Raw genomic sequence first — 24,852 nt, 5'->3', positions numbered from 1 at the left:
CACTAACGGCGCCCCCGGGATAGGGCTTCCCGGTACCTCCCTTCGGAAACTGTCGGCCACGTGAGGCAAACTGTCATGGTGACTTCAAATCTCCAACACCAGTCAGTCGATTCCGCCATCCACGCCCAGATCGCCGCAGAACTCGGCGTCAAGGCATGGCAGGTCAAGGCCGCGGTGGAACTGCTCGACGCCGGATCCACCGTCCCCTTCATCGCCCGCTACCGCAAGGAAGTCACCGGGACGCTCGATGACACCCAGCTCCGCGACCTCGAGGAACGCCTCAGATACCTCCGTGAGCTGGAGGAGCGGCGGAAGTCTGTTCTCGAGGCGATTGCCGCCCAAGGCAAGCTCACTCCGGAACTGGAAGCCGCCGTCGTCGGCGCTGATACCAAGGCACGGCTGGAGGACATCTACCTCCCCTTCAAGTCCAAGCGTCGCACCAAAGCCCAGATCGCCCGCGAAGCCGGGCTGGAGCCGCTGGCCGACATCCTGCTCGCCAACCCGCAGCTGGATCCGGCTGCCGAAGCTGCCAAGTACCTGAACGCCGAGCACTCCATCGACGACGCCACCATGGCGCTAGCAGGCGCCCGCGCGATCCTGGTGGAGCGGGTGGGGCAGGATGCCGACCTCGCCGAGGACCTGCGCGAACGCCTCTGGAAGCAGGGACGCATGGTCTCTCGCGTGAAGAAGGGCATGGAAACCGAGGGACAGAAGTTCAAGGACTACTTCGAGTTCACGCAGGTGCCGTCCGGGATGCCATCGCACCGCGTGCTCGCACTGCTGCGTGGCGAAAAGGACGGCGTCCTGGAGTTGGATCTCGCCGAAGCAGACCCGGCCGACGACGACGCCCTGGCCGCCGCCCGCGGGAAGTACGAGAATGCTGTGGCCAAGTGCCTCGGGGTCGCCAACCAGGGCCGGCCCGCCGATACTTGGCTGACGCAGACAGCCCAGCTCGCATGGCGCGGACGCATCCTGGACCGGCTCACCACCGACCTTCGCGGACGTATGTTCGCCGATGCCGAGGATGAAGCTGTGCGCGTTTTCGCTGCCAACCTGCGCGATGTCCTGCTGGCCGCTCCTGCCGGTAACCGCGCCACGCTCGGCCTGGACCCGGGACTCAGGACAGGCGTGAAAGTGGCCGTCGTGGACGGCACCGGCAAGGTGGTCACCACGGACACCATCTACCCGCACGCCCCTGCCAGGAAGTGGGACGAGGCTTTGGCCACCCTCGGCCGGCTCGCCAAGCAGTACAACGTGGAACTCGTCGCCATCGGCAACGGAACGGCTTCCCGCGAGACGGACAAGCTGGCCACGGAACTCATCAAGTCCCTCGAAGCTGCCGGTTCCAAGGGGATCCAGAAGTTGGTTGTTTCGGAGGCCGGGGCCTCCGTGTACTCCGCTTCGGCACTGGCAGCCTCTGAACTTCCGGGCATGGATGTCTCGCTGCGAGGTGCCGTGTCCATCGCCCGCCGCCTGCAGGATCCGCTGGCGGAACTGGTCAAGATCGAGCCGAAGTCCATCGGTGTGGGTCAGTACCAGCACGACGTCACTGCCGCGAAGCTGGACCGTTCACTGGATGCCGTGGTGGAAGACTGTGTCAACGCCGTGGGTGTGGACGTCAACACTGCGTCGCCCGCATTGTTGAGCCGGGTGGCCGGCGTCGGGCCTCTGCTCAGCGAGAACATCGTGGCGTACCGGAACGAGAATGGGCCTTTCGCCAAGCGCAGCGACCTCAAGAAGGTGCCGCGACTGGGTGCGAAGGCCTTTGAACAGTGCGCTGGCTTCCTCCGGATCACCGGCGGAGCGGAGCCTTTGGACGCCTCCAGCGTGCACCCCGAGGCTTACTCCGTGGCCCGCAAGATCCTGGTCGCGGCCGGTGGCGGACCTGCTACGTCCTTGGATCCGCAGGGATTCGTTGATGGCACCTTCGGCCTTCCCACGGTCAAGGACATCATGTCCGAACTGGAGAAACCGGGCCGCGATCCGCGCCCGGCTTTCAAGGCGGCGTCGTTCTCTGAGGGCATCGAGAAGATTTCCGACCTCACGCCCGGCATGATCCTGGAGGGTACTGTCACCAACGTGGCCGCGTTCGGAGCCTTCGTTGACGTCGGAGTGCACCAGGACGGTCTTGTCCACGTGTCGGCACTGTCCAACAAGTTCGTTTCGGATCCCCGTGAAATCGTGAAGTCCGGACAAGTGGTCCGCGTCAAAGTCCTGGAAGCAGACCCTGAGCGCAAGCGCATCTCCCTGACGTTGAGGCTCGACGACGAACCCGGCACCGCGGGCGGCCGCGGCACCGGCGGTCGTGCTTCGGGTGGACGGGATTCTGGAGGGCAGCAGGGACAGCGTGGTGGCCAGCCCAGCCAGCGCGGCGGCCAACCCGGTCAGCGTTCCGGCCAGCCCGGCCAAGGTCAAGGTTCGTCGCGGCAGAGTCAGGGAAACCCTCGCCAGGGCAAGGCCCAGCAAGCTCCTGCTGCTCCCGCCAATACGGCGATGGCCGAAGCGTTGCGCCGGGCCGGACTCGGCAAGTAGCTCCTACAGGCCCGCAGTCCTGGCTTCCCACACCACTGCATCCGAGGGCTGCAGTGCCGTGGGAAGCCAGCGGCCGATGCGCTGGAAAGCCTCGCGTCGAATGGGTTCGGGGGACAGGAAGATGTCGTGGAAGGCGTTTGGCAGCCGGCTCACGGTGACGGTGTCAGCCAAGGACAGCGAGCGGTGGGCCACCGCGTCGACATTCAGCGCGACGTCAGCTGTGAGTGCATCGGCTGACCATTTCGGCTGCAGGTAGCTCTTGTCCGAGAGCATGACGAGCACCGGTACTTCGATGCCGAGGCCGGCCGCAACGGTGGCCTGGCCGCGGAATACGGCGTCAAGGAATGCAGGCGTAACAGGGAAACCCCTGTCCGGCCGCCAGTCAAGGTTGTACTCCCATTCGCCGTCCAAAGCGGCTGACACGGCGCGGGTGTAAATGCCCGGATCCACCGGTGGCAGGGGTGCCAGCGGATGGAGCTTTGCGTGGAGCCCAACCAAGGGTGCGATTGCCCTCCTGCCGAGCTCCGTGGCTTGAAATTCCAGCCACGGGCTGTTGAGTATCAGCGCCGACGCGATTCCCGGGTGCCGGGAAGCCCAGAGGCTCAGGGTGAGTCCGCCCGTGGAGTGGCCCAACAGAATGAGTGGGCGGTCCTCGCCAGGAACACCGGAGCGGCCCATGGCTGACAGGGCCGCGGCGATGTCGGCGTCGTAATCGGACAGGTTGGTGACGAAACCCGGAACCAGTCCGGGACGCAGGCTGCGCCCGTAGTTGTGCAGATCCAGGGCGTAGAAGCGCGCGCCGGTACGGTGCCAGAACTGAGCCAGATGACGTTGGAAGAAGTAGTCGGACCAGCCGTGTACATAGAGGACATCGGCATCGATTGGCGCACCGTCCGGAATATCCAGCCACTGCTCTCCGCCGCCGACGTACCGTACCAAGGTGGCGGGAGCACCGCCGTCGAGCTCTAGCGTTTGCTGCTCAAAGCCTTCGCCAAGAAGGTCCGGGGTCCATGGCTGCGTCATGGTTTCGATCGTAGCCTTCGGCCACGCTCATCCCCTCTATAGGGCTCGGATGGCCCGGCATCGCGCGGCGAGACTGCGCTGGGTTACGTCCATGTCAAAGCTCAACATGTCATGCCCGTGCATGATGCCGGCGTTGACGTGCAGCTCGCATTTAATACCAGCCCTGAACAGACCCTGTGCGAATGCAATGGATTCGTCCCGGAAGATATCGAGGTCTCCCACTTCGATGTATGCGCTGGGCAGCCCGTCGAAGTTTTCTAAACGGCCCGGCGCCGCAACCGGCGATACGTCGTCAGTCCCTATGGTGTCTCCGAGCACGGCGTTCCAGCCGGTCCAGTTGGCGTCGTGGCTCCATGTCACCAGACCTTCCAGCTGAGGATCAGGGGAGGTGTTCCGGTCATCGAGCATCGGGTAAACGAGGATCTGTTGAGCAACGTGAACGTCGTGCTCCCTGGCAAGGATGGCGGTGCCCGCAGCAACGCCGCCACCACCACTGTCGCCCATGACCCCAATGCGGTTCTCGTCCACGCGAAGCTCGTCGGCGTTGGCCATGAGCCATTTGATGGCCACGAGGCCATCTTGCTGGGCAGTACTTCCCGGGTGTTCCGGGGCCAGTCGGTAATCCACCAAGAGCATGGGCGTCCCAGTTTCTCCGACGTAGTGCTGGATGACGCCGTCGTAGTGATCCAGCTTTCCCGCTATTCGCCCTCCACCGTGGAAGTAGACCACCGCAGGCCGATCCGTTGCTTCGTCGTCGCCGCGGACGTACCAGCGGAGTTCAAGGCTGGAGCCGTCGGACGTCTGGGCAGCATGGGACGTCACCTCGACGTTCGTGGTCTGTGGGCGGGGGATGGCGCTGAGTCCGGTATCGATCATTTCCCTCAGTCCCAAGGCATCGCCACGCAGGGGTATGGCGGTTGCCGGCGTGGCGGCGGAGGCCGCGGCGAGGGTCTCAAAGAGTGCCACTATTTCCGGATCGAATCTGTCCATGGCTGGCATGCGGGTCCCTTCAGTGGTGATCGCCCAGGCGCTGGCGCCCGGAGCGCTATCGGACAACTGTACGATAGATGCACTTGTTGGGCAACTGTACGATAGATCCAACGAGGATTGAGGAGGAGCAGGCATGGGCCTCACTGGCACGCCTCCCGCGGTGTTCATGCGCGAGGGCAACGCGGCTGATCCGCGGGCCGTGCGGACGCGGCAACTGCTGCTGGACGCGTTCGAACGGCAACTTGAGCGCGGTGAATCCGCGCCCACGGTGTCATCCCTCGCGCACGAAGCCGGCGTGAGCCGGAGCTCGTTCTACAACCACTTTTCCGGCGCGGAGAACGTGGGCGTTGCGGCTTTCAGGGAACTGCTCGACGAGTTCACGCCGTCCTCAGGCGGAGCGGCTGAACGGCCAAGTGAAGCCGGACGGTCCCGCGTTGGCTTCGCGGAACTCTTTGGGCACCTCGGTCACCATAGGGTGCTGTGCCTTGCGGTGCTGGTCCCTGATACACAGACGCCGGCGCTCTTTGAACTCCACGGGACACTTGTTGCCCACCTGACTGAAGCCATTAGCACTGTGGAAACCAAACCCACCGGGCTGGAGGCGCATCGGGCAGCAATCTTCCTGGTGGGCGGCATCCTGTCGCTGCTGCTGGATTGGCTTCAGGAGCCCACGGAGACCGCTGAGGAACTGGCCAGGACTGTTGAGAGCATGCTGCCGGGATGGCTGAGGGAATCGGAATCGTTGGACGCTCCAATCCTGATTACTCCGGCTTCGGAGCATCCTTCTGCCACGGCCAGCGGCCGGTAATTTCAAGCTCAAGGGAGAAGCTAAGGAAGGTCCGGATCAGCACGATGATCGCCAGGACACCAACGCTTTCGAACGTTGGAGTGACTGCGACCGTGCGGATGATGTCGGCGGCCACCAGGAGTTCGAGCCCCAGAAGGATGGACCGTCCCAGCAGTTGCCGGTACGAGCGGTACGGAGAGAACGGCGTGAGCCCGCGCGCCCGTTTGGGTTGGTAGCCGCGCAGGGCCAGCGGGACGGAAACCAGGGCACCGATCACCATGACTGCCACTCCGGCGAAGTCCATGTATCGGCCGACTTCTTCGATGACGTGCTGGAAATCCATGGCCCTCCTCCATAGCTGCGTGCCTCCACCGTCTCACACAACAAATAACGACGGCGGCAGCCTAGGTTCCCTTGAAACGGAACCCGGCTGCCGCCGTCGTGCGTTGTTCGAAAGTGCCGCTACTCCGCGGGCGCCGGGACCGGGAAAAACACCCGGGGGTCCTGCAGCAGAGCGGGGTAGTCGAAATCGGAGCGCTTGATCACGTTGGTGACCTCAAAGTTGCGGGCGAACCGGCCATCCACCGTGATGGGCCGGCCCTGGATGAGCCCAATGGCGAAGGTCTGCCCACCGTCGAACGGAACTGCGAGCTCAGTCTTGCCGGGCAGGGTGTTGAAAGCCTGCTCCTGTGCCTGGCGCTTACGGGTCGGCTTCTTCTCCTTCTGCGCCACGGGGCGCTTCTTGGCAGCGCCGACGTGCCTGCGGGATTTCTCCTCGGCGTACACAAACTGGTACTCATCAGGGTCTGCCGCCGGGGCGGCCTTGGACTTGCCGTGCGGGGGCATGCTGACCGTGGTGAGCTGCTCCGGGCGGACGTCCTCCACGTTGGCACGCAGGATCAACAGGGCGTCGTCCTCAGGATCTTCGGGGTGGAACTCGTGCTTGGGTTCCGGCCAGATGTACTCGAGCTTTTCCTCGGTGCCCGGGAAAACGTCGGTGTAGAACTTGGGGTCCTTGCCGAGCAGCTTGGAGCGGTGGCTGAGGTGCAGGTCCTCGTGTCCGAGCCATGGCGGCATGATGATCCGGGACGCGTAGTCGGGGTGTGCCGCCTGCGGCGCGAACTCCGCGATGTTGTCCCGCGTGTTGTCCGGGTGGCCGCGTTCCATCCACTCGTCAGCCATCGCGAGGCCGTAAAGGGTCAGCGCCGGGACGTGGCCCATCCACATGCGGACGGCGGGGTGCTGCTGCCAACCGTACTCCGGGATCACCAACGCGCGGAGGACCTGGAGTGCTTCGACGCGTTGTTTGCCGAGCCTTGAAGTGTCGAGCGCCGCGGCACTCTCACGGAAATCGGCGAAAGGGAGGAAAGTCTGCATCCTTTCAGTTTGAGGGTGCCGGGCGTGAGAACCAAGTTGAGTGCTCCGGGACACGTGCCATTGTTGGGGCCTAGAGTTGCAGGGTGGAAACTTTTGACGAGAAAACTGTCACCACGGCGCCCCCGGTTGCCGAACTGCACCTGCACATCGAAGGGACTCTCCAGCCAGAGCTGATCTTTGCCCTGGCCGAACGAAACGGCATTGAGTTGCCGTACGAAGACATCGAAGAACTGCGCGAAAAGTACGAGTTCACGGACCTGCAATCCTTCCTGGACCTCTATTACGCCAACATGGCTGTCCTGCAGACTGAGCAGGATTTCACCGACATGACGCGCGCCTACCTGAAGCGGGCAGCCGCCGGGGGAGTGCGCCACGCGGAAATCATGATGGACCCGCAAGCCCACGTATCCCGGGGTGTTGCACTGGAAACCTGCGTCAACGGTGTAGCCAACGCGCTGGCAACCTCAGAAGAGGACTTTGGTGTTTCCACCCTCCTCATCGCCGCTTTCCTGCGGGACATGTCCGAGGAATCCGCCCTCGAAGTGCTGGACCAACTCCTGGCCATGCACGCCCCGATCGCGGGCATAGGGCTGGACTCCGCAGAGGTGGGCAATCCGCCGTCGAAATTTGAGCGCCTGTACCAGCGCGCCGGCGAGGCCGGGCTGCGCCGGATCGCCCACGCGGGCGAAGAGGGTCCGGCGTCGTACATCACCGAGGCGCTGGACGTGCTTCATGTCGAGCGGATCGATCACGGCATCCGCTGCATGGAAGACACTGATGTAGTGCAGCGGCTCGTAGCCGAGCAGGTGCCCCTTACGGTTTGTCCTCTCTCCAACGTCCGGCTCCGCGCAGTGGATACGCTGGCTGACCACCCGTTGCCGGAGATGCTGGCCATCGGTTTGAACGTCAGCGTGAACTCGGATGACCCCGCCTACTTCGGCGGCTACGTTGATGAGAACTTTGAGCAGTTGGCCAAGGTCCTGGAGTTCTCGGTTCCGGAACAGGCTACGTTGGCGGCCAACTCCATCCGATCCTCCTTCGCCAGTGATGCCCGGAAATCGGTGCTGTTGGACGAGGTTACGGAGTGGGTCAAAGCCTCGGTGCCGCACGCATAGGCGCCGACAGCCGAGACCCGTAAATCATTTGCGGCGCTTGGGCTGTCACACTCGGTCACGACACACGGTGTTTACCAATTGCAGTCGCGGGAATTAACAATTCATTGGCAAACTGCAAGGGAGTATCCACCGTTGAAGGAGAAGCATGGGCGCGAACACCGCCGAAAACACCAACCTTCGTCTGAAGGCCGTACTGGACATCCTCGCTGAAGGCGTGTGGTCCGGGACAACCCTCAACGCCGGCGAAGTCCTGGCCGAAGCGATCGTCCGCGTACCTTTCAATGACCACGAGGCTGAACTCCTCAGTGGCGGCATTCCCCGCGGCCACAAGACCCTCACTTCGGCTTCGGCCAAGCTGGTCAAGGCCGGCTGGCTGGTCAAGGGCCGCTCGGGCTGGACCATTCCGGAGGACGGCCTGCGTGCGACGGTCGCCTTCCCGGACGCCTCCGTCTTCGGATCAGCGCTCGACGCCGGAACTCCGGTACCAGCCGACGTTCCGGTTCCGACGGCCCCGCCAGCCAAGCCCCAGGCCAAGAAGGCAGCGGCGTCGAAGCGTGCTGTTTCGAAGAAGGCGGCTGAACCCAAGGTTGCGGCTGTGAAGGCCGCACCGGCAGCAAAGAAGGCCACCACCCGCAAGGCGCCGGCCAAGACCAAGACGGCTGCCGCCGTCGAGACCGTGCCGCAGCCCGGAGCTGTGGCGATTGCCGGTGACTTCAACAAGATCCTCGGTGCGCCCGAGGACTGGGCTCCGCAGTACGACGAAGCCCAGATGGAGTTCAATCCCTTGGTTCAGGTGTGGACCCTGACGGCTGAACTGCCCGCCGGCTTCTACACCTACAAGATCGCGCTGAACCGGTCGTGGGATGAGAACTACGGTGCGTTCGGTGCCCGTGATGGTGCGAACCACGAGTTGAACCACGACGGCGGCCCCGTCACCATCACGTACAGCCACGTGACGCGGGACATTGTGATCGGCTGAGTCTGCCTGGCTCGACACCTGCCCTTGTTCGCTTTGCTCACCGTTGAACGGCGAGTGGGACGACCAAGGGCTGGTTTCGTTAAGGTGGGTCCATGACTGACGAAACCGTTCGCCTCACGGCCCGCGTCACCGGCGTTGTCCAAGGTGTGGGTTTCCGTTATTGGACTGCCCGGAAAGCGGACGAGCTCGGCGTGAAAGGGACGGTCCGAAACAGCCACGACGGCTCTGTGGAGCTGGTGGCCGAGGGCGATGTTTCGGGCGTCAGTGACTTCACAAGTTGGCTTCACTCGACGCGCACGCCGGGCCGGGTCGAGAATGTTGACTTCGAAGTCTCGGCCGCCACAGGGGAGTTCGACGACTTCCGGATCTCCGACTAACGTCAGCAAACCCAGGGGAGAACGGCGAAGATCTCGCCTCCGTCAGCGCTTGACATAAAATATATAGACTGGTCTATTATTCAGGTATGGCTTCCTCGTACCCCAAAGGACTCGCAACACGGCAGCGCTTGATCGACTCCATGCTCGCCCTCATCCAGCTTCACGGCTATCACGGAACGGGGCTCAACACGGTGCTGGCGCGATCCGGGGCCCCAAAAGGCTCCTTGTACTTTCATTTCCCGGAAGGAAAAACCGAACTCGGGATCGCCGCTGTGGGGCTGGCGGGCGATCAATTCGCTGAGCTGATCGGCAGCGCGACAACCACGGCCTCCTCACCCAACGCCGTGGTCGACGCCCTGGTCGCCGAACTCAAGGGCATTTTGGAAGCCAGCGACTATCAAGCCGGTTGTCCGGTGTCATCCGTTGCCTTGGACGCAGGGTCTGGGAACGAGCCGCTCAGGGAGGCATGCGGCCAGGTCTATGACGCCTGGGTCAGCGCAGTGGTCAGCTATCTGGCGACGTTCGGGCTCGAGAAAGAGCAGGCGCAACCTGTGGCGACATCGATGATCTGCCTGGTGGAGGGCTCCCTCATTCTGTCCCGCGCCCACAAGTCCACCCAGCCCCTGGACGCTGCTGCCGGGACGCTCAAAATGCTGATGAAAGCAGTTCACAGCGAGGCCAGCGCATGAGCTCCCGCCACGCTCTGGTATTCGGCGCCACGGGCCACATCGGAAAATGGCTGGTCCGCGAATTATTGCAGCAGGGCGTGACTGTCACGGCTGCCGTGCGCACGGAGGATTCCTTCCAACGACTGGCTGTGTGGCTGGCGGAGCACGACGCGGGCGGGCGCCCAGCCTTCGTCCTCGTGGACTTCAGCCGTGATGACCTCGGCCAGGATCCGACGTCGAACGCTTGCAGCTCGGTAATTGAAGTCCATAACGTCGCTGGTGCATTCGCGTTTGGCATGACTGCCGAGGCGGCCTATGCCGCGAACGTGACCAGCGCCGAGCGTGTGGTTCGCTTTGCCGCGAAGCTGCCGGCGCTGACCAGGTTGGTGCATCTGTCCGGTTACCGGGTGGGCGGCCAGGACCCGGCCGAGGTGCCATGGGATGACTCCCGCCGCGCCAAAGACTACAAACGCCTGGGCGCTTACGAGGGGTCCAAGGTGGAATCGGACGCCGTAGTGCAAGCAAACGCGCGTTCCTTGGGCGTTCCGTTCACCATGGTCAACCCGGCCACCGTGATCGGGGATTCCGTCAATGGCGAGTCCGGGCAGGTGGTGGGCCTCGCCGCCAGCGTGCTGGACCTCTTCCGTGGAAAGCTGCCCATGCTGCCGGGCAATGAGCGCACGTTCGTCCCGGTGGTCACTGCTGACTATCTGGCTTCCTTTATGGCGCTGGTCCCCACCAAGCCCGAAGCGGAAAATGCCTCATACTGGGTGCTTGACGACGCCACACCGCCGTTGCCTGAGCTGCTGGGGATGCTCGGGGAGCACCTCAATGTTCGGGTCCCATGGCTGAAGATCCCCAGCGTCTGGCTGAAGAAACTGCCCGCCAAGCTGACTGGGGCAGACCCGGAGACATTGACGTTCCTGTCTGACGATAGGTATCCGACGGCGGACGCGGTCGCCTTGGCGGAGGCGGGCGGGTTGCACCACCCGCCTGTCGAGACTGCCTTGAAGCGCTGGGCCGACTATTTGGTGGCGGCCGAACCTCCAGCAAGAGAGGGCCGCGTCGCGTCGATGTAGTGCTCCAACGGCTTCAAAGCCGGCTGGGACGAAGCATCCCGAACAGCGTCCGCGCCAACAGCGTTGGCCACGGCCAAAGCATGCGCATACTCCAGTCCGGACTGGAGTGCCAGGACCAAGGCGGCGCAGAAAGCATCCCCGGCACCGATGGTGTTGGCAATATCGGTAACGCGCACGGCCGGAGCCCCGGCGACCCGATCGCCGTCGACGAAGATAGCCGAGCCATCGCCCCCGTAGGTCACGGCCACAAGCGGGGCATGACGAAGGGCCGGGATGAGGTCATACTCTGTCTCGTTCACGATCACCAGGTCGCACCGCTCCAGGAGTTCAGGCAGGATCGGCGCGGCAGGGGCGGCGTTCAAGGCGAAGAATCCCTTGGCCAGCCGAGCGGCTTCGAGAACAACGTCCTGGTCCACTTCGAGTTGGCAGAGGACGGCCTCGTCGGCGCCGAAAGTGACACCGTCCAAGGCCACGGAGCCGTTGGCGCCGGGGCAGACGACAATCTGGTTTTCACCCTCGCTGTCCACCAGCACCAGTGCCGTTCCCGTGGCAGCATCCACCCGGGCAATGTCCTGAACGTCGACGCCGGCACCCGACATGGCGCTGATGAGGCTGAGTCCGGCGTCGTCCTGGCCTACTGCCCCCACCATGCGGGACGTGCCCGCAAGCCGGGCCGCCGCTACCGCTTGGTTGGCGCCCTTGCCGCCGGGCTGCTGGCGGAGGACGCCGCCGCCGACGGTTTCACCCGGCGATGGGAGCCGGCCCGCCGTGGCCGTGATGTCGAGGTTGATACTGCCCACCACGGTGAGGGAAGAGGGCGCAGGAGACTGAGGGGACGTGCTCATGGAAGGTCCTTTTCGGGAGTAAAACGGGGAAGGAATCAGGAGGACTGGATGACGGAGAGGTGGCCGGCCTTGGCTGCCACGAGGCATTTGGCGAGGTAGAACTCTTTGCCGTTCCGGCGTACGTATTGGGTGAGGACCAGTACGGGGTCCGAGGGGCGGAGGCCCAGCAGCTTGGCGCGGCTGGGGCCGGCGGTGCTAAGGCTGATCTGGCATTCGCCGGGACCAAGGGAGGCGCCGGGAAGTCCGGCAAGGACCTCCAGCAGCGTGGAGGCCGAAAGAGTGGGAGCCTCTGCCGCTTCCGCGAGGGCCTCAGCTTCGGGGATTCCCTGCGAGACATTTTCCTGCAGGTGAGCCACGGGCTCGCCGTTCCGGATGAGCACGCTCTCCCAGAACCACACGTCTTCATCGGGCTGGACACCGAGACCAGGCGCCACGAATTCAGACGCCGGTTGCTTGATGGCGGCTACGCGTTTGACTTGGATGTCCTGGTCGGGGCCGCCAAGAAGCTGATCGAACGGGCGGATGTGTTCAATGCCGATGCGGGGGAGTGAATCGGCAACGAAGCGCCCAACGCCGCGTCGCGCCCGGGTCAAGCCGTCTTCTTCCAGCAACATCAGGGCTTCCCGGATCACGGTGCGGCTGACGTCCATCATGGTGCCCAGTTCGGTCTCCGTGGGCAGTAGAGACCCGGGCGGCAGGATCTTGGTCCGGATGGCTTCGGCGATGCGGGAGTAGGCCGCGACGCGCAAAGGCTGCCCTGGCTGGGTGGCGATGGGGCGGGACAGGAATTGGACGGCGTTGTCGGTCAAGGGTGCCTCACTTGAGATGGGTTACCGATACTGTACCGGATGACTGTGACAGGTTGCACAAGCTCGTAATACATGCTTGTATAACAACTCACATCTCATGGCGCCGCCCCGCGCCTCGGACAAAGGAGTTTGATGTGAACATCCCCACCGCCACAGGCCAGCAGACTGTGGAACCGCAGGTCCCAGCCTCAACCGAACCTGCAAAAGCCTCGGACGCAGGCCGCTTCCAAGGCAAGGCCGCCGCCCTGCTGATCACCACGTTGGTGCTCGCCGTGCTCGCTTTCCAGCTCAATGCCAGCATGATCACCCCGGCGCTCCCGCACATCGGCTCCTTCTTCGGCGAGACACCCGAGGCCGTGGCTCAAGTGCAGTCGATGTTCTTCCTTGCTGGCGCCATCTCCGGTCCTGTGATCGGGCGATGGAGCGACTTCATCGGACGCCGCAATGCTCTGCTGCTGGTCCTGGCCATCATGGGTGCCGGCACTGTGCTCTGCATCTTCGCGCCCACGCTCCCGTTGCTGGTCACCGGCCGCTTCATGCAAGGTGTCTCCAGCGCCATCTTTGCGCTCTCCTACATCGTGCTCAACGAATACCTGCCCGCCCGACTCTTCGGCACCTCGATCGGCATCATCGCGGCCATCAACGGTGGCGTCGGTGGCGTTGACGGCTACTTCGGCGGGCTCATGGCCGAAACCCTTGGCTTCCAGTCGATCTTTGTTGCCGTGCTGGTACTGGCCGCGATCGCCGTCGTCTGTGTCATCAAGGTGGTTCCCGGCGGCAAGACCGCCGTCGCTCCGGGCCGGATGGACTGGTGGGGCGCAGGCTCCTTGTCCGTGTTCCTGGTCTTCATCACCTACTTCGTCTCCACGGGTTCCTCCGCCGGGTGGACTTCACCTGCCGCACTCGGCTTGCTCGCCGGCAGCATCGCGTCCTTCACGGCTTTCTGGCTTATTGAAAAGAAGCGCGAAACCCCGCTGGTGGCAGTCCACCACCTCCGTTCACGCCAGGTCTGGCCTGTTATCGCGACCACCGTACTGACGCTCGCGGGCATCTTCGCCATCATCAACTTCACCGTGGTGCTGCTGAGCCAGGACAAGGAAAACGGCTTCGGACTGACGGCCTCGGTGGCCGCGCTGCTCTTCCTCACCCCTGCTGCCCTTATTGGTGTGTTCGCCGCACCTCTGGCCGGTTGGATTGCCGACCGGCGCGGCTGGATCAAGACGGTCCGCGTCGGCACCGCCACCAGCCTGGCCTGCGCCATCGTTGCGGCACTCTTCGCCCACAACCAGATCGCTGTCCTCATCGCTATCGCCGCCCTGGGCATCTTCTACAATGGCTTCTTCCTGACGGCTATCAACGGCCTGTCCGTCCTGCTTTCCCCCAAGGAAGCGCCCGCCGCGTTGCCGGGCATCAACGGCGCCTCCTTCGGCATCGGGGCGAGCCTCGGCGTCGTAGTCGTCGCCCCGTTCGCGGGTCTGGGCACCGCAGCCGGGTACTCGACGGCCCTCTGGATTTCGGTGTCCATCACGGCCCTCGCCTTCATCGTCAGCCTGTTCATCGCGGCTCCCAAGGGCGAAAAGATCTAACGCACGACGCCGGCACGCGGCACCGCGTGCCAGTCAACTCAGCTTCATCCCACTCCGCTACACCTGAAACGAGAGACCATGACACAGCCCGCCCCCTTCTTCCTTGACTGCGATACCGGCATCGACGACGCCCTGGCCCTCGCCTACCTCCTGGCCTCGCCGTTGGCGGACCTCGTGGGTATCGGCACCGTAAGCGGCAACGTCAGCGCAGCCGGCGGCGCCCGGAACACCCTGGACCTGCTGAACCTGGCCGGCCACCCGGACATCCCCGTGGCGATCGGTGCACACGATCCGCAGGTGGGTACTTTCCACGGCGGTGCCCCGCACGTCCACGGGGACAACGGCATCGGCGGAGTGGACCTGGTCCCGTCCGACCGCGAACCGGTCCAAGCCACGGCTGCGGAACTCCTTGTCCAGTTGGCCCACCAGTACGCGGGGGAATTGCGTCTGGTGGCCATCGGTCCGCTGACGAACATCGCAGAGGCCCTGCGCCTGGAACCCAAGCTGCCTGAGCTGATCGCAGACGTCACCATCATGGGCGGAGCGGCGCTGGCCCCGGGAAATATCACCCCGGTGGCTGAAGCCAACATCGCCAACGATCCCGAGGCTGCAGCCGAGGTCCTGGCCGCCGACTGGAACGTCACCTTGGTGCCCCTGGACGTCACCATGACCAACGTCCTGGAGGAGAACCACCGTCAGGAACTTCTCGCCTCGGAGCACCCGGTCTCGCAGGCGCTCGGTGAAATGCTGGGCTATTACTTCGGCTTCTACGTGGATATTTTTGGCCGGGCATGCTCGGCGATGCATGATCCCCTCGCTGCGGCCATTGCCGTCAGGGGAGTCGAGCTTGCCGTGGCACCCACGGTCCGGGTCCAGGTGGACAGTACCGACGGACCGGGCCGTGGCCAGACGGTCTGCGATCTTCGCGGCCTCTACGTCGGCCTGCCGGATCAGCGTGGTGCCCGTTGCCGAGTGGTCCTGGAAATCGGCGAAGACTTCGCGCCGCACTTGCTGGGTACCCTGCAGGCAGCCTGGCTTACGGAGGCGGCAGTAAGAGAGACCGCGGCGCCCGTCGCCTGACTGGCGGGAGACTGAAGGATCGACGACGACGGCGGCAGCGACCCGCCGTCGTCGTCCGCGTTTAAGCTGTGCTGTCCTTGGCCGGCTACGCGTACATGAGCGAACCGGGTGTGGTCAGCGTTTCGCCGGTTTCGAGCCAGGTCTTGAGGCCGGAGAGGATCATGGGCCAGCCGCCGTAGAGCTGGTCGTTGGCGCCTTCGCGGAGCTGATCGTGCGTGACGGTGAGGTGGCATGAGTCGCCGACGGGTTCGATCTCCCAGGTGATCCGCGATGTTCCCTCGGCCTTCACATCCTCGCCCCAGAGCGCACGCATGGTCTGGACGAGCCGGCGCGGGGGATCAACCTCGATGTTCTCGCCCTCACCCAGTGGTGCATCGGCCTTGGGATTCCGCATTTCGAACCGGCTCCCGGGCGTCCAATCCGAGGTCAGCGTGTTCCCGAACTGGTACTTGCTGCGGATTTCGCTGGTGGTGATGGCTTCCCACAGCCGTTCCGGAGTGGTTTTGATGTAAATCTCGAAGATCTTTTCCATGGGACTTTCCAATCTGGATTTGAGGTCGCTGAGGGCAGCGGCCCATGGTTCTGCGTATTTACTCACCCAACGATCGTGGATGAGGCGGATGGGTACCGGGTTCAGGAAGTGCAGCTTTTCGCGTCCCCGACGGCGGGTGACCACTAACCCCGCATCCTCCAGCAGCTTGAGGTGCTTGGCGATGCCGAAACGGGTCATCTCGAACCTGGCTCCGAGGGCGGTGGCAGATTGGCCGTCCTCGCGGAACAGCTCATCGAGCAGTTCTCTGCGGGTTGGGTCTGCCAAGGCCTTGAACACGGCGTCCATGGCTTCAGAATAGGTGACTGTTTGGTCACGTGTCAACGGTTTTTGCTGCAAGGTTTCGCAGGATCTTTAGGCTCCGATAGTTTCCATACAACATCGGAAACTTACCAGCACCATGACTCCCTTCCGCCCGTAACTACGGCAGAATCTCACTCCGAAAGTCCCCGCATCAGGCTGCAATCCTTGAATTTGAGCCTTTCATGTCACTTCCAGGTTTCCGATACTCATCTGTTGTTATTGCGTAAACTTTACGATAGTTTCTCTCTGTGATGTGCGTCGCACTATGGTTCAGGGCGACGAAGGCCGAGTGAAGGACAATGATGACCATCCACCCTGACGACTTGCAGGCTGCCGAGGCGCGGCTGCGACGATTGCATCAACGAATAGGCGGCACTGCCTACGGCGGGGATTACAACCCGGAGCAGTGGCCCCGCGAAGTGTGGCACGAGGACGCCAAGCTCATGCAGCAAGCCGGAGTGAACCTGGTGACCTTGGCGGTCTTCTCGTGGAGCCGGCTGGAAACCAGCGATGGAGTCTTCGACTTTGGCTGGCTGGACGAGGTCATGGACCTGATGCATGGGCACGGCATCGGCGTGGACCTGGCAACACCGGACGCTGTACCGCCGGCCTGGCTCGTGGAGCAGCACCCGGACATCATGCCTGAGCGCGCCGATGGCAGCATCTTCGGCTTCGGATCGAGGCAGCACTTCGACGTCTCCCATCCCGTGTACCGGGCCAAGTCACTGGCACTCGCGGAAATGATGGGGGAGCGCTACTCCAGCCATCCTGCGCTGCGCATGTGGCATATCGGCAACGAATACGGTCCTGCCTCCTACGGTCCGTGGGCGGAGAAGGCCTTCCGCGCATGGCTGCAGCGGAAGTACGCATCGCTGGAGGAACTGAACGAGGCGTGGAGCACCGCCGTGTGGGGGCAGCTCTACTCTGACTGGACCCAGGTCCGCGTCCCCGCCCAGCCCCGCACATGGTCCAACCCGTCACGCCGCCTGGATTTCCACCGCTTCACCTCGGACAGCATGCTGGAGCACTTCAAAGCCGAGCGGGATGTCATCCGCCGGCACAGCCCGGACTTGCCGATCCTCACCAACTTCATGCGCTTCTACAAGACCAACGACTATTGGGCCTGGGCAGCTGAGGAAGACGCCGCAGCGCTGGATATCTACCCGGATCCACGCGAGGAAGATGCCCACATTGCCGCCGCGTTGAATTTCGACCTCATGCGATCATTGCGTCACGGCCAACCGTGGATGGTCATGGAGCAGGCCACGGGGGCGGTCAGCCAATGGTCCGTCAACGTCTCCAAGCTTCCCGGCAAGATGCGCCTGGGCTCCTATCAAGCCATTGCGCAGGGCGCGGATTCCATCCTCTTCTTCCAGTGGCGCCAAGCCAAGGGCGGAACTGAGCGGTACCACTCGGCCATGGTGAACCACGCCGGCCCGAACACGCGGATCTTCCGTGAAGTGTGCGGGCTCGGGCAGGAACTCAAAGCCATCGGTGATCTAACGGGGACCAGATCCACGGCCAAAGTAGCGATCGTCTTCGATTGGGACTGCTGGTGGGCGCTGGAGTTGGGCAACTCGCCGCGTTCGGACCTGAACTATGCCCAGGAAGTCCTGCGTTTCTACCGCCCTCTCTTTGACGCCAACATCACCGTCGATTTCGTCAATGCCAACAGCGACCTGTCCGGGTACACCCTGGTGATCATGCCCGCGTCGTACCTCCTGACGGACGCCGCCGCTTCGCGGTTTGAGAACTACGTGGCCGGTGGCGGACGGCTGGTGGTCTCATACCTGTCAGGCATCGTGGACCAGGACAACACCATCCGACTTGGCGGCTACCCAGGTGCCCTGCGGAACGTTCTGGGCGCGTGGAGCGAGGAAATGCATCCGCTCGCCGGGGACGGCGAACAAGTAAAGCTCTCAATGCCCGACGGCGGTACCTCCTCCGCGAGCTACTGGACTGAGCATCTGCACGCCGAGACGGCCGAAGTCCTGGCCAGCTACTCGTCGGGCCGCTTGGCGGGTTCGCCGGCCGTCACCCGCAACTCCTTTGGACGCGGAACTGCGCTGTACCTGTCGGCAAGGGTCGACGACGGGCTCCTTAATCAGTTCCTCGACGACGAACTCCTCGCCGCAGGTGTGGAGCCGGAACTGAAGGCACCTACGGGAGTCCAGGTCCGCCGTCGTACCGGCGCCAATGCTGACGGCATCGCCAAAAGTTTCCTCATGGTGCTCAACCACAACGACGCACCGTCCAGCGTGGACGTGCTCGACGGCGGCACGGACCGGATCAGCGGACGCGCGGTTAAGGGGTCGGTTGAGCTCCCTGCCAACGGCGTCCTGATTCTCGACGAAACAGCAGAATAGGCGGACGAACCATGGCACTACGACTGGATGTCCCGCCCGAGGTGGTCCCGGGCGCGCAACCTGACAAAGCGAAGAAGCGTCGCGACAAGCCCGGAAGCTGGAAGCTGGCCATCAAGCGCGACTGGCGTTTGTACACGCTGCTGGCGCTGCCGCTGCTGTACCTCTTGATCTTCAGGTACTTGCCGATGGCGGGCAACGTGATTGCCTTCCGTCAGTTCCAGCCCGGTGGCAGCATCTTCGGTGAGAAGTGGGTCGGGCTCAAGTACGTCACCCTCTTCATCAACGATCCCAGCTTCTGGCAGGCCTTCCAGAACACCATCATCCTGGGTGTCCTGACCCTGGTGTTCTGCTTCCCGATGCCCATCATCTTCGCGCTTCTGCTCAACGAGTTGAGGTCGCAGAAGTTCAAGAAATTCGTGCAGACGGTGGCCTACCTGCCGCACTTCATGTCCGTGGTGATCATCGCCGGCATGATCCTGCAGAACTTCTCCATGAACGGCACCGTGAACCAGATCGCGGAATCCCTGTTCGGCACCACGGTGAATTTCACGCAGGACCCAGGCTGGTTCCGTCCCATGTACATCAGCTCCGAAGTGTGGCAGACCATGGGCTGGGGAGCGATCCTCTACCTTGCCGCGCTGACGAGGGTGGACGAGTCCCTCTATGAGGCGGCGCGCATTGATGGCGCCAACCGCTGGCAGCAGACCTGGCACGTAACGCTTCCTGCCATCAGGCCCACCATCATCACGCTGCTCATCCTGAACATCGGCACGTTCATGGCGGTGGGCTTCGAGAAGATCCTCCTCATCTACAACCCGCTCAACTACGCAACCTCAGACGTCATCTCCACCTACCTGTACCGGGTGGGATTGGAATCCAGCAACTTCAGCTATGCGGCCGCCATCGGAATGTTCGAATCCGTCATTGGCCTCACGCTGATCCTCTCAGCGAACGCGATCTCCAAGCGCGTCGCAGGAACGAGCCTGTGGTGAACAAGACAGCTACTGCCATTCGGGGCGTTGCAGCCCAAGGTGTCCTGTTGAAGGACATGAAGGTTTCCCGCGGCATGCGGATCTTCCGGGCTTTCAACCTGGTGTTCCTGCTGCTGGTGGTGTTCCTGACGGTATACCCGTTCCTGAACATCATTGCGCAGTCGTTCTCCAGCGAAGGGTTCATCAACGCCGGGCAGGTCAACCTGTTCCCGATGGGGTTCAATACCGAGACCTACAAGTTGATCCTGGCCGACTCCACGTTCTGGAACAACTACGGCAACACAGTCCTCTACACGGTGGTGGCCACGGCGATTTCCATGGTGCTCACCACGGCCTTCGCGTACGCCATCGCCAAGAAGGACCTCAAAGGCCGGAGCGTCTTCATCGGCCTCGCGGTATTCACCATGTTCTTCAACGGTGGGCTGATCCCCAACTACGTGCTCATCAGTTCCATGGGAATGCGGGATTCCATCTGGGCCGTGGTGCTGCCAAACGCCATCAGCGTGTTCAACCTGCTCATCATGAAGTCGTTCTTCGAGAACATGCCCCGCGAACTGGAAGAAGCGGCATCGATTGATGGGCTCACGCAGTACGGCATCCTCTTCCGGGTGGTGCTTCCGCTGAGCAAAGCCATCATGGCCACCATGGTGTTGTTCTACGCCGTGGCCAACTGGAACTCCTGGTTCCAGGCCTTCCTCTACCTCGACAATCCGGATCTCTTTCCGGTCACCATCTACTTGCGCAACATGATCGCCGGAGTCACCACAGCGGGCTCGGCCGGCGGCACAGCGGAAAACGTCGGCCAGATCGCCGCCAACATCCAGTCGGTCACCATCGTCCTGACCGTCATCCCCATCCTTTGTGTCTACCCCTTCGTCCAGAAGTACTTCTTCTCGGGCGTGATGCTCGGTTCCGTCAAGGAATGAGCCTTATGAAAGGACATCCAATGATCCACAAACCTCAGGTCCGCACACGAGAGTTCCGCCGGCGGGATTTCCTTGGACTCGCATCCGTTGTCACCATCGGACTGATGATGACCAGTTGCGACGCGGAAACCACCGAAAAGGTGGACACGTCCAAGTCGCGCAATGGCGCTATGGACAGCTTCGGCGTCGGTGACACGTTCAAGGCGACGACGCCGTTGACGTTCACCTTCCTGTTCTCTGATCAGCCAACCTACCCGTACAAGAAGGACTGGCTGCTGCTCACCAAGATGGCCAGCGACAACAACGTCACGTTGGAACCCACCATCGTGCCCAACAGTGACTACGAACAGAAGCGCAGCCTGCTGATCAGCTCCGGCAGCGCCCCGGAAATCATTGCGAAGACCTATCCGGGACAGGAGTCCGCGTTTGTATCGGCCGGGGCAATCCTGCCGGTCAGCGACTATGTGGACCTGATGCCGCATTTCCAGGAAAAAGTGAAGAAGTGGAAGCTCGAACCTGAGATTGAAGCGCTGACCCAGGAAGACGGTAAGTACTACGTCCTGCCCGGCCTGCACGAGGAACTGTGGCCGGACTACTCACTGTGCTTCCGCAAGGATGTGCTGAAGAAAGAGGGCCTTTCGGAGCCGACCACCTGGGACGAATTCCGCGAAGTGCTCCGGTCGCTCAAGAAGGCCTATCCCGACGTCGTGCCCTTCTCTGACCGTTTCAAGGGTGACAGTGTCCTCAATATCGGCGCCCCTTCCTTCGGAACCGTTGCAGGCTGGGGGCTTGTGGACGGACTGCTGTTCGATGAAGACACGAAGGAATTCGGCTTCGCAGCAGGTTCGGACAAATTCAAGGAACTGGTTACCTACTTCAATTCGCTGGTCTCAGAAGGGCTGATGGACCCTGAGAGCTTCACCCAGACCGACGACTCCGCGATCCAGAAGTTCGTGTCGGGCAAGTCCTTTGTGATCAGCGCGAACTCGCAGAACGTCATCACATACCGCACTTCCATGGAGCAGTCCTTGGGCAAGGGCAACTTTGAGATCGGCAAAATCACCGTTCCCGGAGGCCCCGCCGGCGACATCATCGGTGGTACCCGTCTTGAAAACGGACTCATGCTGAACTCGTCAGTAAAGGACAAAGACAGCTTCGTGGCGCTCGTCCAGTACATCGACTGGTTGTTCTATAGCGACGCCGGGCAGGAATTCAGCAAGTGGGGCGTGGAAGGAACCACCTTCACCAAGTCCGGCTCTAAGCGTCAACTCGCGGCCGATATCAACTTCCAAGGCCTCAACCCGGCAGGTACCAAGGACCTTCGGGTGGACTACGGCTTCTCCGGTGGCAACTTCGCCTACGGAGGCGCCACCGAGTTGCTGCACTCCACCTTCAACGACGAAGAACTGGCTTTCCAAAAAGCCATGAAGTCCAAGAAACCGCGTGCGGTTGCTCCTCCGGTGCCGTTCAGCGACGTTGACCGCGAGCAGGCAACCCTGGCCCTCACTCCGCTCAAGGACCACGTCAAGCAAAATGCGCTGAAGTTCATTACCGGACAGCGCAGCCTCAGCGAGTTCGATGCCTACGTCAAGGAGCTCGACAGCAAGGGACAGAGTAAATACGTTGAGCTGGCCAACAAGGCCTACAAGGCGTACGCGGACAAGAAGTAGTTCTTCTGATGGCTGCGAAGGAGGCACAGTACGGATCCGGTCCGTTGTTCAGGGCGGCTGGCACCGTGTACGGCGTCATGATGGGTGGCGCGTTGCTGGTGCTGGCCAACCTCTTGGTGGTGCTCGCGCCGCTGCTGCTGGGGGTGGTTGGTCCTGCAGCGTTGCTGGGCTTTGTGCTGGTGGGACCCTCCGTTGTGGCTTCCTGCTACGCCTTTAACCGGCTTTTGGCAGGTGAGGACAGCGGTGTATTCCGCGATTTCGTGAAGTCGTATCGGAGTAACTTCGTCCAGGCGGTGGTGGTGTGGCTGCCGTACGCCGCCCTCCTTGCAGTCATCGGCGCGAATCTCACCAGCCTGCCGGGCAGCAATCCTGAAACGGTTGCTGCCCGGATCGGGCTGGTGGGGCTTGGGCTCCTGGTGGGCACGGCCGCCGTTCACGCGATGCTGCTGCTGGCCCGTTTCAGTTTCCGCACAGTGGACATCTACCGGCTGTCCATTTACAGCATTGGTGCGCGGAAGCGGGTAGCACTCGGGAATGCGGGGATCCTCTTTGTTGCGGGATTCGCGCTGATCTCCACCACCGCGTGGCTGATCTTGTTCTTCTGCGGCCTGATCGTCCATCTGCTGTGTCTGAATTCCCGGCCACTGCTGGCGCTTGTGGAGGAAAGGTTCACCATGGCCGCAAAAGTTTCCGCAGCCGGATCCTCCCCGGTGGGCTAGAGGTTCGTCCGCACCACAGCACCCTGGGCGATCACTGTGCTGACCTTTTCCAAAGCCGAACCATCGGTCAGGGGATCCGAATCCACCACCACGACGTCGGCCATGGAACCGCGAACCAAGCGACCAACGTTGTCGCCGCGTCCCAGCAAACGCGCCGCATTGGTGGTGGCTGCCTGCAGTGCTTCCAAGGGTGTCAGTCCGGCTTCCGCGAGCAAGCGCGCTTCCGTGCCGATCGGCGTCACGTCTGTTCCGAAGGAATCGGTGCCGGCCACAATCGTGACTCCAGCGTCCTTGGCTGCGCGCACTGCGGCCTGAAGAATCGGAGTGTACTCGGTTCCTCGTGCGGCCAGGATCGGGTTGGAGGAGCGGGCCATGCTGGTGATGGCGTCCATGGTGGGTGTGAAGAAGGTGCCGCGCCGGGCCATCTCCTGGATGGTCTTTTCCGTCATGAAGACGCCGTGCTCGATGCTGCGCACTCCCGCGCGGACTGCTCCATCGATTCCTTCGGCGCTGTAGGCGTGGCAGAGGACGCCGGCTCCCTTGGCTGCCTTGACGATCGCACCGATCTGGTCCACGTTGTAGACCAATTCGCGGGGATCCTGTTCGGGAAGGCCAGCCCGCGGGTTGGCGCGGGTTTTGATGACCTCGGCGCCGCGCTTGAGGTTGATGCGGGTCAGGTAGGCGAGGTCCTGTGGCTCCTTGACGCCACCACTGAGCGTCGCCAAGGGGGCCAAATCCGGATCAGCCAGGAGGGAATCTCCCTGATCCGGTGAGATAAACAGCCCCGCCGGAGTCATCCGGGGGGAGAGGCCAGGAGCCCACGACGGCAGGGCGGCGAGGGCAATGTCCTGGTAGAAAGTGCTCGAACCGCTGCGTACGCTGGTGGCTCCGCCTTGCAGGAGGGCACGGGCGTCGGCCAGTGCGTTGGCGTGGACGTGGGCATCGACGAGCCCTGGAAGGACCCATTTGCCCGAGGCATTGAGTCGACGGGCACGGTTGGCGACGGCGGCAACAGCTTTACGTGTTTCGTCCCGGGTGCCGACGGCGGTGACCTTGCCGCCGTCGAGCACTACCACCCCGTCTGTCACAGCACCGCCGGTCTTCGGGTCCACGACTGTTCCACCCTCGATGATGAGCGCCTTCGTGGTCAGTGGACGGCCGGGATAGTTCGGGCCCGAGGGGGCGTTGTCCGCAAGGGCAGCAGGCGCCGATGCCAGCTGCGCAGCGATGCCGGCCACGGAGATGCCAGCCAGAGCTGCAGCTCCCGCGAGGATGCCTCGGCGGGGCAACTCACCTTGGGGTTTGGGTGCTGAGGTGTGATCGTGAAGGCACATTGTTGGACTCCTGGGGAACGAGCTGCTGGGCCGCTACTTGGCTGCGGTTTAGCATTTGGTATTCCAGAATGCCTCACCTTCGTGGTGTAACGCAAGCAATAGCAATGAACTTTGCGCTGCTATTGAATGCTTGGTATGCCAAAACGTGGGTCGGATTGTCGGGGACGTAGGGATCCTCTTCATCGCGGTTTCGTCCTGATCCCCACAAGCCTGTGGGCTGACGCTGTTCGTGGGCGGCTCCATCGTCAAGCTGCTGTGCCTGAACTCCCGGCCGCTGCGGGTACGTGGAGCGGAAACGTTCCCCGTGGCCGCATCAGTGGTTGGCGAGTCACGCCGCAGGACTCGGCGCTGTCTGCAAGTCGCAGGTCGCATGTCGCAGGTCGCAGGTACGTGTTCGGGGCGGGCACGCGCCGCTGTTTGCAAGTCGCAAGCATGGCGCAGGTCGCAGGTCGCAGGTCGCAGGTACGTGTTCGGGGCGGGCACGCGCCGCTGTTTGCAAGTCGCAAGCATGGCGCAGGTCGCAGGTACGTGTTCGGGGCGGGCACGCGCCGGCACGGGGAAGGCAGCCCGGAAGCGAACAAAGTGTCGCCTGGCCCTCCCAATAATCCGACCCCAAAGTTAATCCGCCCCCAAAGTTCGCTCGCACTCACGCCCGCGGCGCATCCCCCGCAGCACCCTTATGTTCTGTGGGGTGTGTGGTGGTGGTTGCGTCGGGGTGTTTGGTTTGGGTCGATGTGGGGTGGGG

The 24,852-nt window shown here is 62.9% G+C and carries 22 protein-coding genes; 14 read left to right on the top strand and 8 right to left on the bottom strand.

The window, feature by feature from the left end:
* Positions 1-75 precede the first annotated feature (75 nt).
* Complete coding sequence (locus GVL04_RS09590; RefSeq protein ID WP_159703132.1) at positions 76-2,532, top strand: Tex family protein; 2,457 nt, start codon at positions 76-78, stop codon at positions 2,530-2,532.
* Between the two features lie 3 nt (positions 2,533-2,535).
* Here the strand turns inward: GVL04_RS09590 and GVL04_RS09585 are convergent, their stop codons facing one another.
* Both GVL04_RS09585 and GVL04_RS09580 read right to left on the bottom strand, forming a co-directional pair.
* Positions 2,536-3,555, bottom strand: a complete 1,020-nt coding sequence (locus GVL04_RS09585; RefSeq protein WP_159703129.1) for an alpha/beta hydrolase — start codon at positions 3,553-3,555, stop codon at positions 2,536-2,538.
* A 36-nt stretch (positions 3,556-3,591) separates the two neighbouring features.
* A complete protein-coding gene (locus GVL04_RS09580) occupies positions 3,592-4,554 on the bottom strand; it encodes an alpha/beta hydrolase fold domain-containing protein (protein WP_200846805.1) in 963 nt (320 codons plus the stop codon).
* Between the two features lie 124 nt (positions 4,555-4,678).
* Between GVL04_RS09580 and GVL04_RS09575 the strand changes: the two genes are divergently transcribed.
* The gene (locus tag GVL04_RS09575) at positions 4,679-5,353 is read left to right on the top strand and encodes a TetR/AcrR family transcriptional regulator (protein WP_159703126.1); all 675 of its coding nucleotides are present in this window, start codon (positions 4,679-4,681) and stop codon (positions 5,351-5,353) included.
* On the opposite strand, the gene GVL04_RS09570 is transcribed toward GVL04_RS09575, so the two are convergent.
* Complete coding sequence (locus GVL04_RS09570) at positions 5,307-5,675, bottom strand: DUF1622 domain-containing protein (protein WP_159703123.1); 369 nt, start codon at positions 5,673-5,675, stop codon at positions 5,307-5,309. The two genes, GVL04_RS09575 and GVL04_RS09570, sit on opposite strands and share 47 nt — an antisense overlap.
* A gap of 119 nt (positions 5,676-5,794) precedes the next feature.
* Complete coding sequence (locus tag GVL04_RS09565) at positions 5,795-6,709, bottom strand: MSMEG_6728 family protein (protein ID WP_159703120.1); 915 nt, start codon at positions 6,707-6,709, stop codon at positions 5,795-5,797.
* Between the two features lie 83 nt (positions 6,710-6,792).
* Between GVL04_RS09565 and GVL04_RS09560 the strand changes: the two genes are divergently transcribed.
* The 5 genes from GVL04_RS09560 (at position 6,793) to GVL04_RS09540 (ending at position 10,927) form a co-directional block, all read left to right on the top strand.
* Entirely contained in the window at positions 6,793-7,824 is a 1,032-nt protein-coding gene (locus GVL04_RS09560) for an adenosine deaminase (RefSeq protein ID WP_159703117.1), read from the top strand.
* Between the two features lie 145 nt (positions 7,825-7,969).
* Positions 7,970-8,803, top strand: a complete 834-nt coding sequence (locus GVL04_RS09555) for a glycosidase (RefSeq protein WP_159703114.1) — start codon at positions 7,970-7,972, stop codon at positions 8,801-8,803.
* Between the two features lie 92 nt (positions 8,804-8,895).
* A complete protein-coding gene (locus GVL04_RS09550) occupies positions 8,896-9,180 on the top strand; it encodes an acylphosphatase (RefSeq protein ID WP_159703111.1) in 285 nt (94 codons plus the stop codon).
* Between the two features lie 86 nt (positions 9,181-9,266).
* Positions 9,267-9,869 carry a TetR/AcrR family transcriptional regulator gene (locus GVL04_RS09545; protein ID WP_159703108.1) on the top strand — a complete coding sequence of 201 codons (603 nt, stop codon included), beginning with the start codon at positions 9,267-9,269 and terminating at the stop codon, positions 9,867-9,869.
* Positions 9,866-10,927 (top strand): SDR family oxidoreductase, encoded by a 1,062-nt coding sequence (locus tag GVL04_RS09540; protein WP_159703105.1) that lies wholly within the window; start codon positions 9,866-9,868, stop codon positions 10,925-10,927. The genes GVL04_RS09545 and GVL04_RS09540 overlap by 4 nt, the downstream gene beginning before the upstream one ends.
* Here GVL04_RS09540 and GVL04_RS09535 read toward each other — a convergent pair.
* Positions 10,873-11,772 (bottom strand): ribokinase, encoded by a 900-nt coding sequence (locus tag GVL04_RS09535; protein ID WP_159703102.1) that lies wholly within the window; start codon positions 11,770-11,772, stop codon positions 10,873-10,875. The genes GVL04_RS09540 and GVL04_RS09535 overlap by 55 nt on opposite strands.
* Positions 11,773-11,807: 35 nt before the next feature.
* Positions 11,808-12,581 carry a GntR family transcriptional regulator gene (locus tag GVL04_RS09530; protein ID WP_159703099.1) on the bottom strand — a complete coding sequence of 258 codons (774 nt, stop codon included), beginning with the start codon at positions 12,579-12,581 and terminating at the stop codon, positions 11,808-11,810.
* Positions 12,582-12,715: 134 nt separating this feature from the next.
* Here GVL04_RS09530 and GVL04_RS09525 point away from each other — a divergent pair, with 134 nt between their 5' ends.
* Together GVL04_RS09525 and GVL04_RS09520 are read left to right on the top strand one after the other, a co-directional pair.
* Positions 12,716-14,167: an MFS transporter gene (locus tag GVL04_RS09525; protein WP_159703096.1), complete on the top strand. Its 1,452-nt coding sequence runs from the start codon at positions 12,716-12,718 to the stop codon at positions 14,165-14,167.
* A gap of 78 nt (positions 14,168-14,245) precedes the next feature.
* A complete protein-coding gene (locus GVL04_RS09520; RefSeq protein WP_159703093.1) occupies positions 14,246-15,247 on the top strand; it encodes a nucleoside hydrolase in 1,002 nt (333 codons plus the stop codon).
* Between the two features lie 85 nt (positions 15,248-15,332).
* On the opposite strand, the gene GVL04_RS09515 is transcribed toward GVL04_RS09520, so the two are convergent.
* Positions 15,333-16,085 (bottom strand): metalloregulator ArsR/SmtB family transcription factor, encoded by a 753-nt coding sequence (locus tag GVL04_RS09515; RefSeq protein ID WP_159703513.1) that lies wholly within the window; start codon positions 16,083-16,085, stop codon positions 15,333-15,335.
* 314 nt (positions 16,086-16,399) lie between these two features.
* Between GVL04_RS09515 and GVL04_RS09510 the strand changes: the two genes are divergently transcribed.
* The 5 genes from GVL04_RS09510 to GVL04_RS09490 are packed head-to-tail and all read left to right on the top strand — an operon-like array spanning position 16,400 to position 22,773.
* Entirely contained in the window at positions 16,400-18,466 is a 2,067-nt protein-coding gene (locus tag GVL04_RS09510; protein ID WP_235036233.1) for a beta-galactosidase, read from the top strand.
* 11 nt (positions 18,467-18,477) lie between these two features.
* The gene (locus GVL04_RS09505; RefSeq protein WP_159703090.1) at positions 18,478-19,458 is read left to right on the top strand and encodes a sugar ABC transporter permease; all 981 of its coding nucleotides are present in this window, start codon (positions 18,478-18,480) and stop codon (positions 19,456-19,458) included.
* A 56-nt stretch (positions 19,459-19,514) separates the two neighbouring features.
* Positions 19,515-20,384, top strand: a complete 870-nt coding sequence (locus GVL04_RS09500) for a carbohydrate ABC transporter permease (RefSeq protein ID WP_159703507.1) — start codon at positions 19,515-19,517, stop codon at positions 20,382-20,384.
* Positions 20,385-20,389: 5 nt separating this feature from the next.
* A complete protein-coding gene (locus GVL04_RS09495; protein WP_159703087.1) occupies positions 20,390-22,054 on the top strand; it encodes an extracellular solute-binding protein in 1,665 nt (554 codons plus the stop codon).
* Positions 22,055-22,062: 8 nt separating this feature from the next.
* Entirely contained in the window at positions 22,063-22,773 is a 711-nt protein-coding gene (locus GVL04_RS09490) for a YesL family protein (RefSeq protein WP_159703084.1), read from the top strand.
* On the opposite strand, the gene GVL04_RS09485 is transcribed toward GVL04_RS09490, so the two are convergent.
* Positions 22,770-24,107: an amidohydrolase family protein gene (locus GVL04_RS09485; RefSeq protein WP_159703081.1), complete on the bottom strand. Its 1,338-nt coding sequence runs from the start codon at positions 24,105-24,107 to the stop codon at positions 22,770-22,772. The two genes, GVL04_RS09490 and GVL04_RS09485, sit on opposite strands and share 4 nt — an antisense overlap.
* Positions 24,108-24,852: the final 745 nt, after the last annotated feature.

Source organism: Arthrobacter sp. 18067, from assembly GCF_902706295.1.
Taxonomy (GTDB): domain Bacteria; phylum Actinomycetota; class Actinomycetes; order Actinomycetales; family Micrococcaceae; genus Arthrobacter.
The sequence above is the reverse complement of the archived record's forward strand: the minus strand, read 5'-3'. Positions and strand labels throughout refer to the sequence as shown.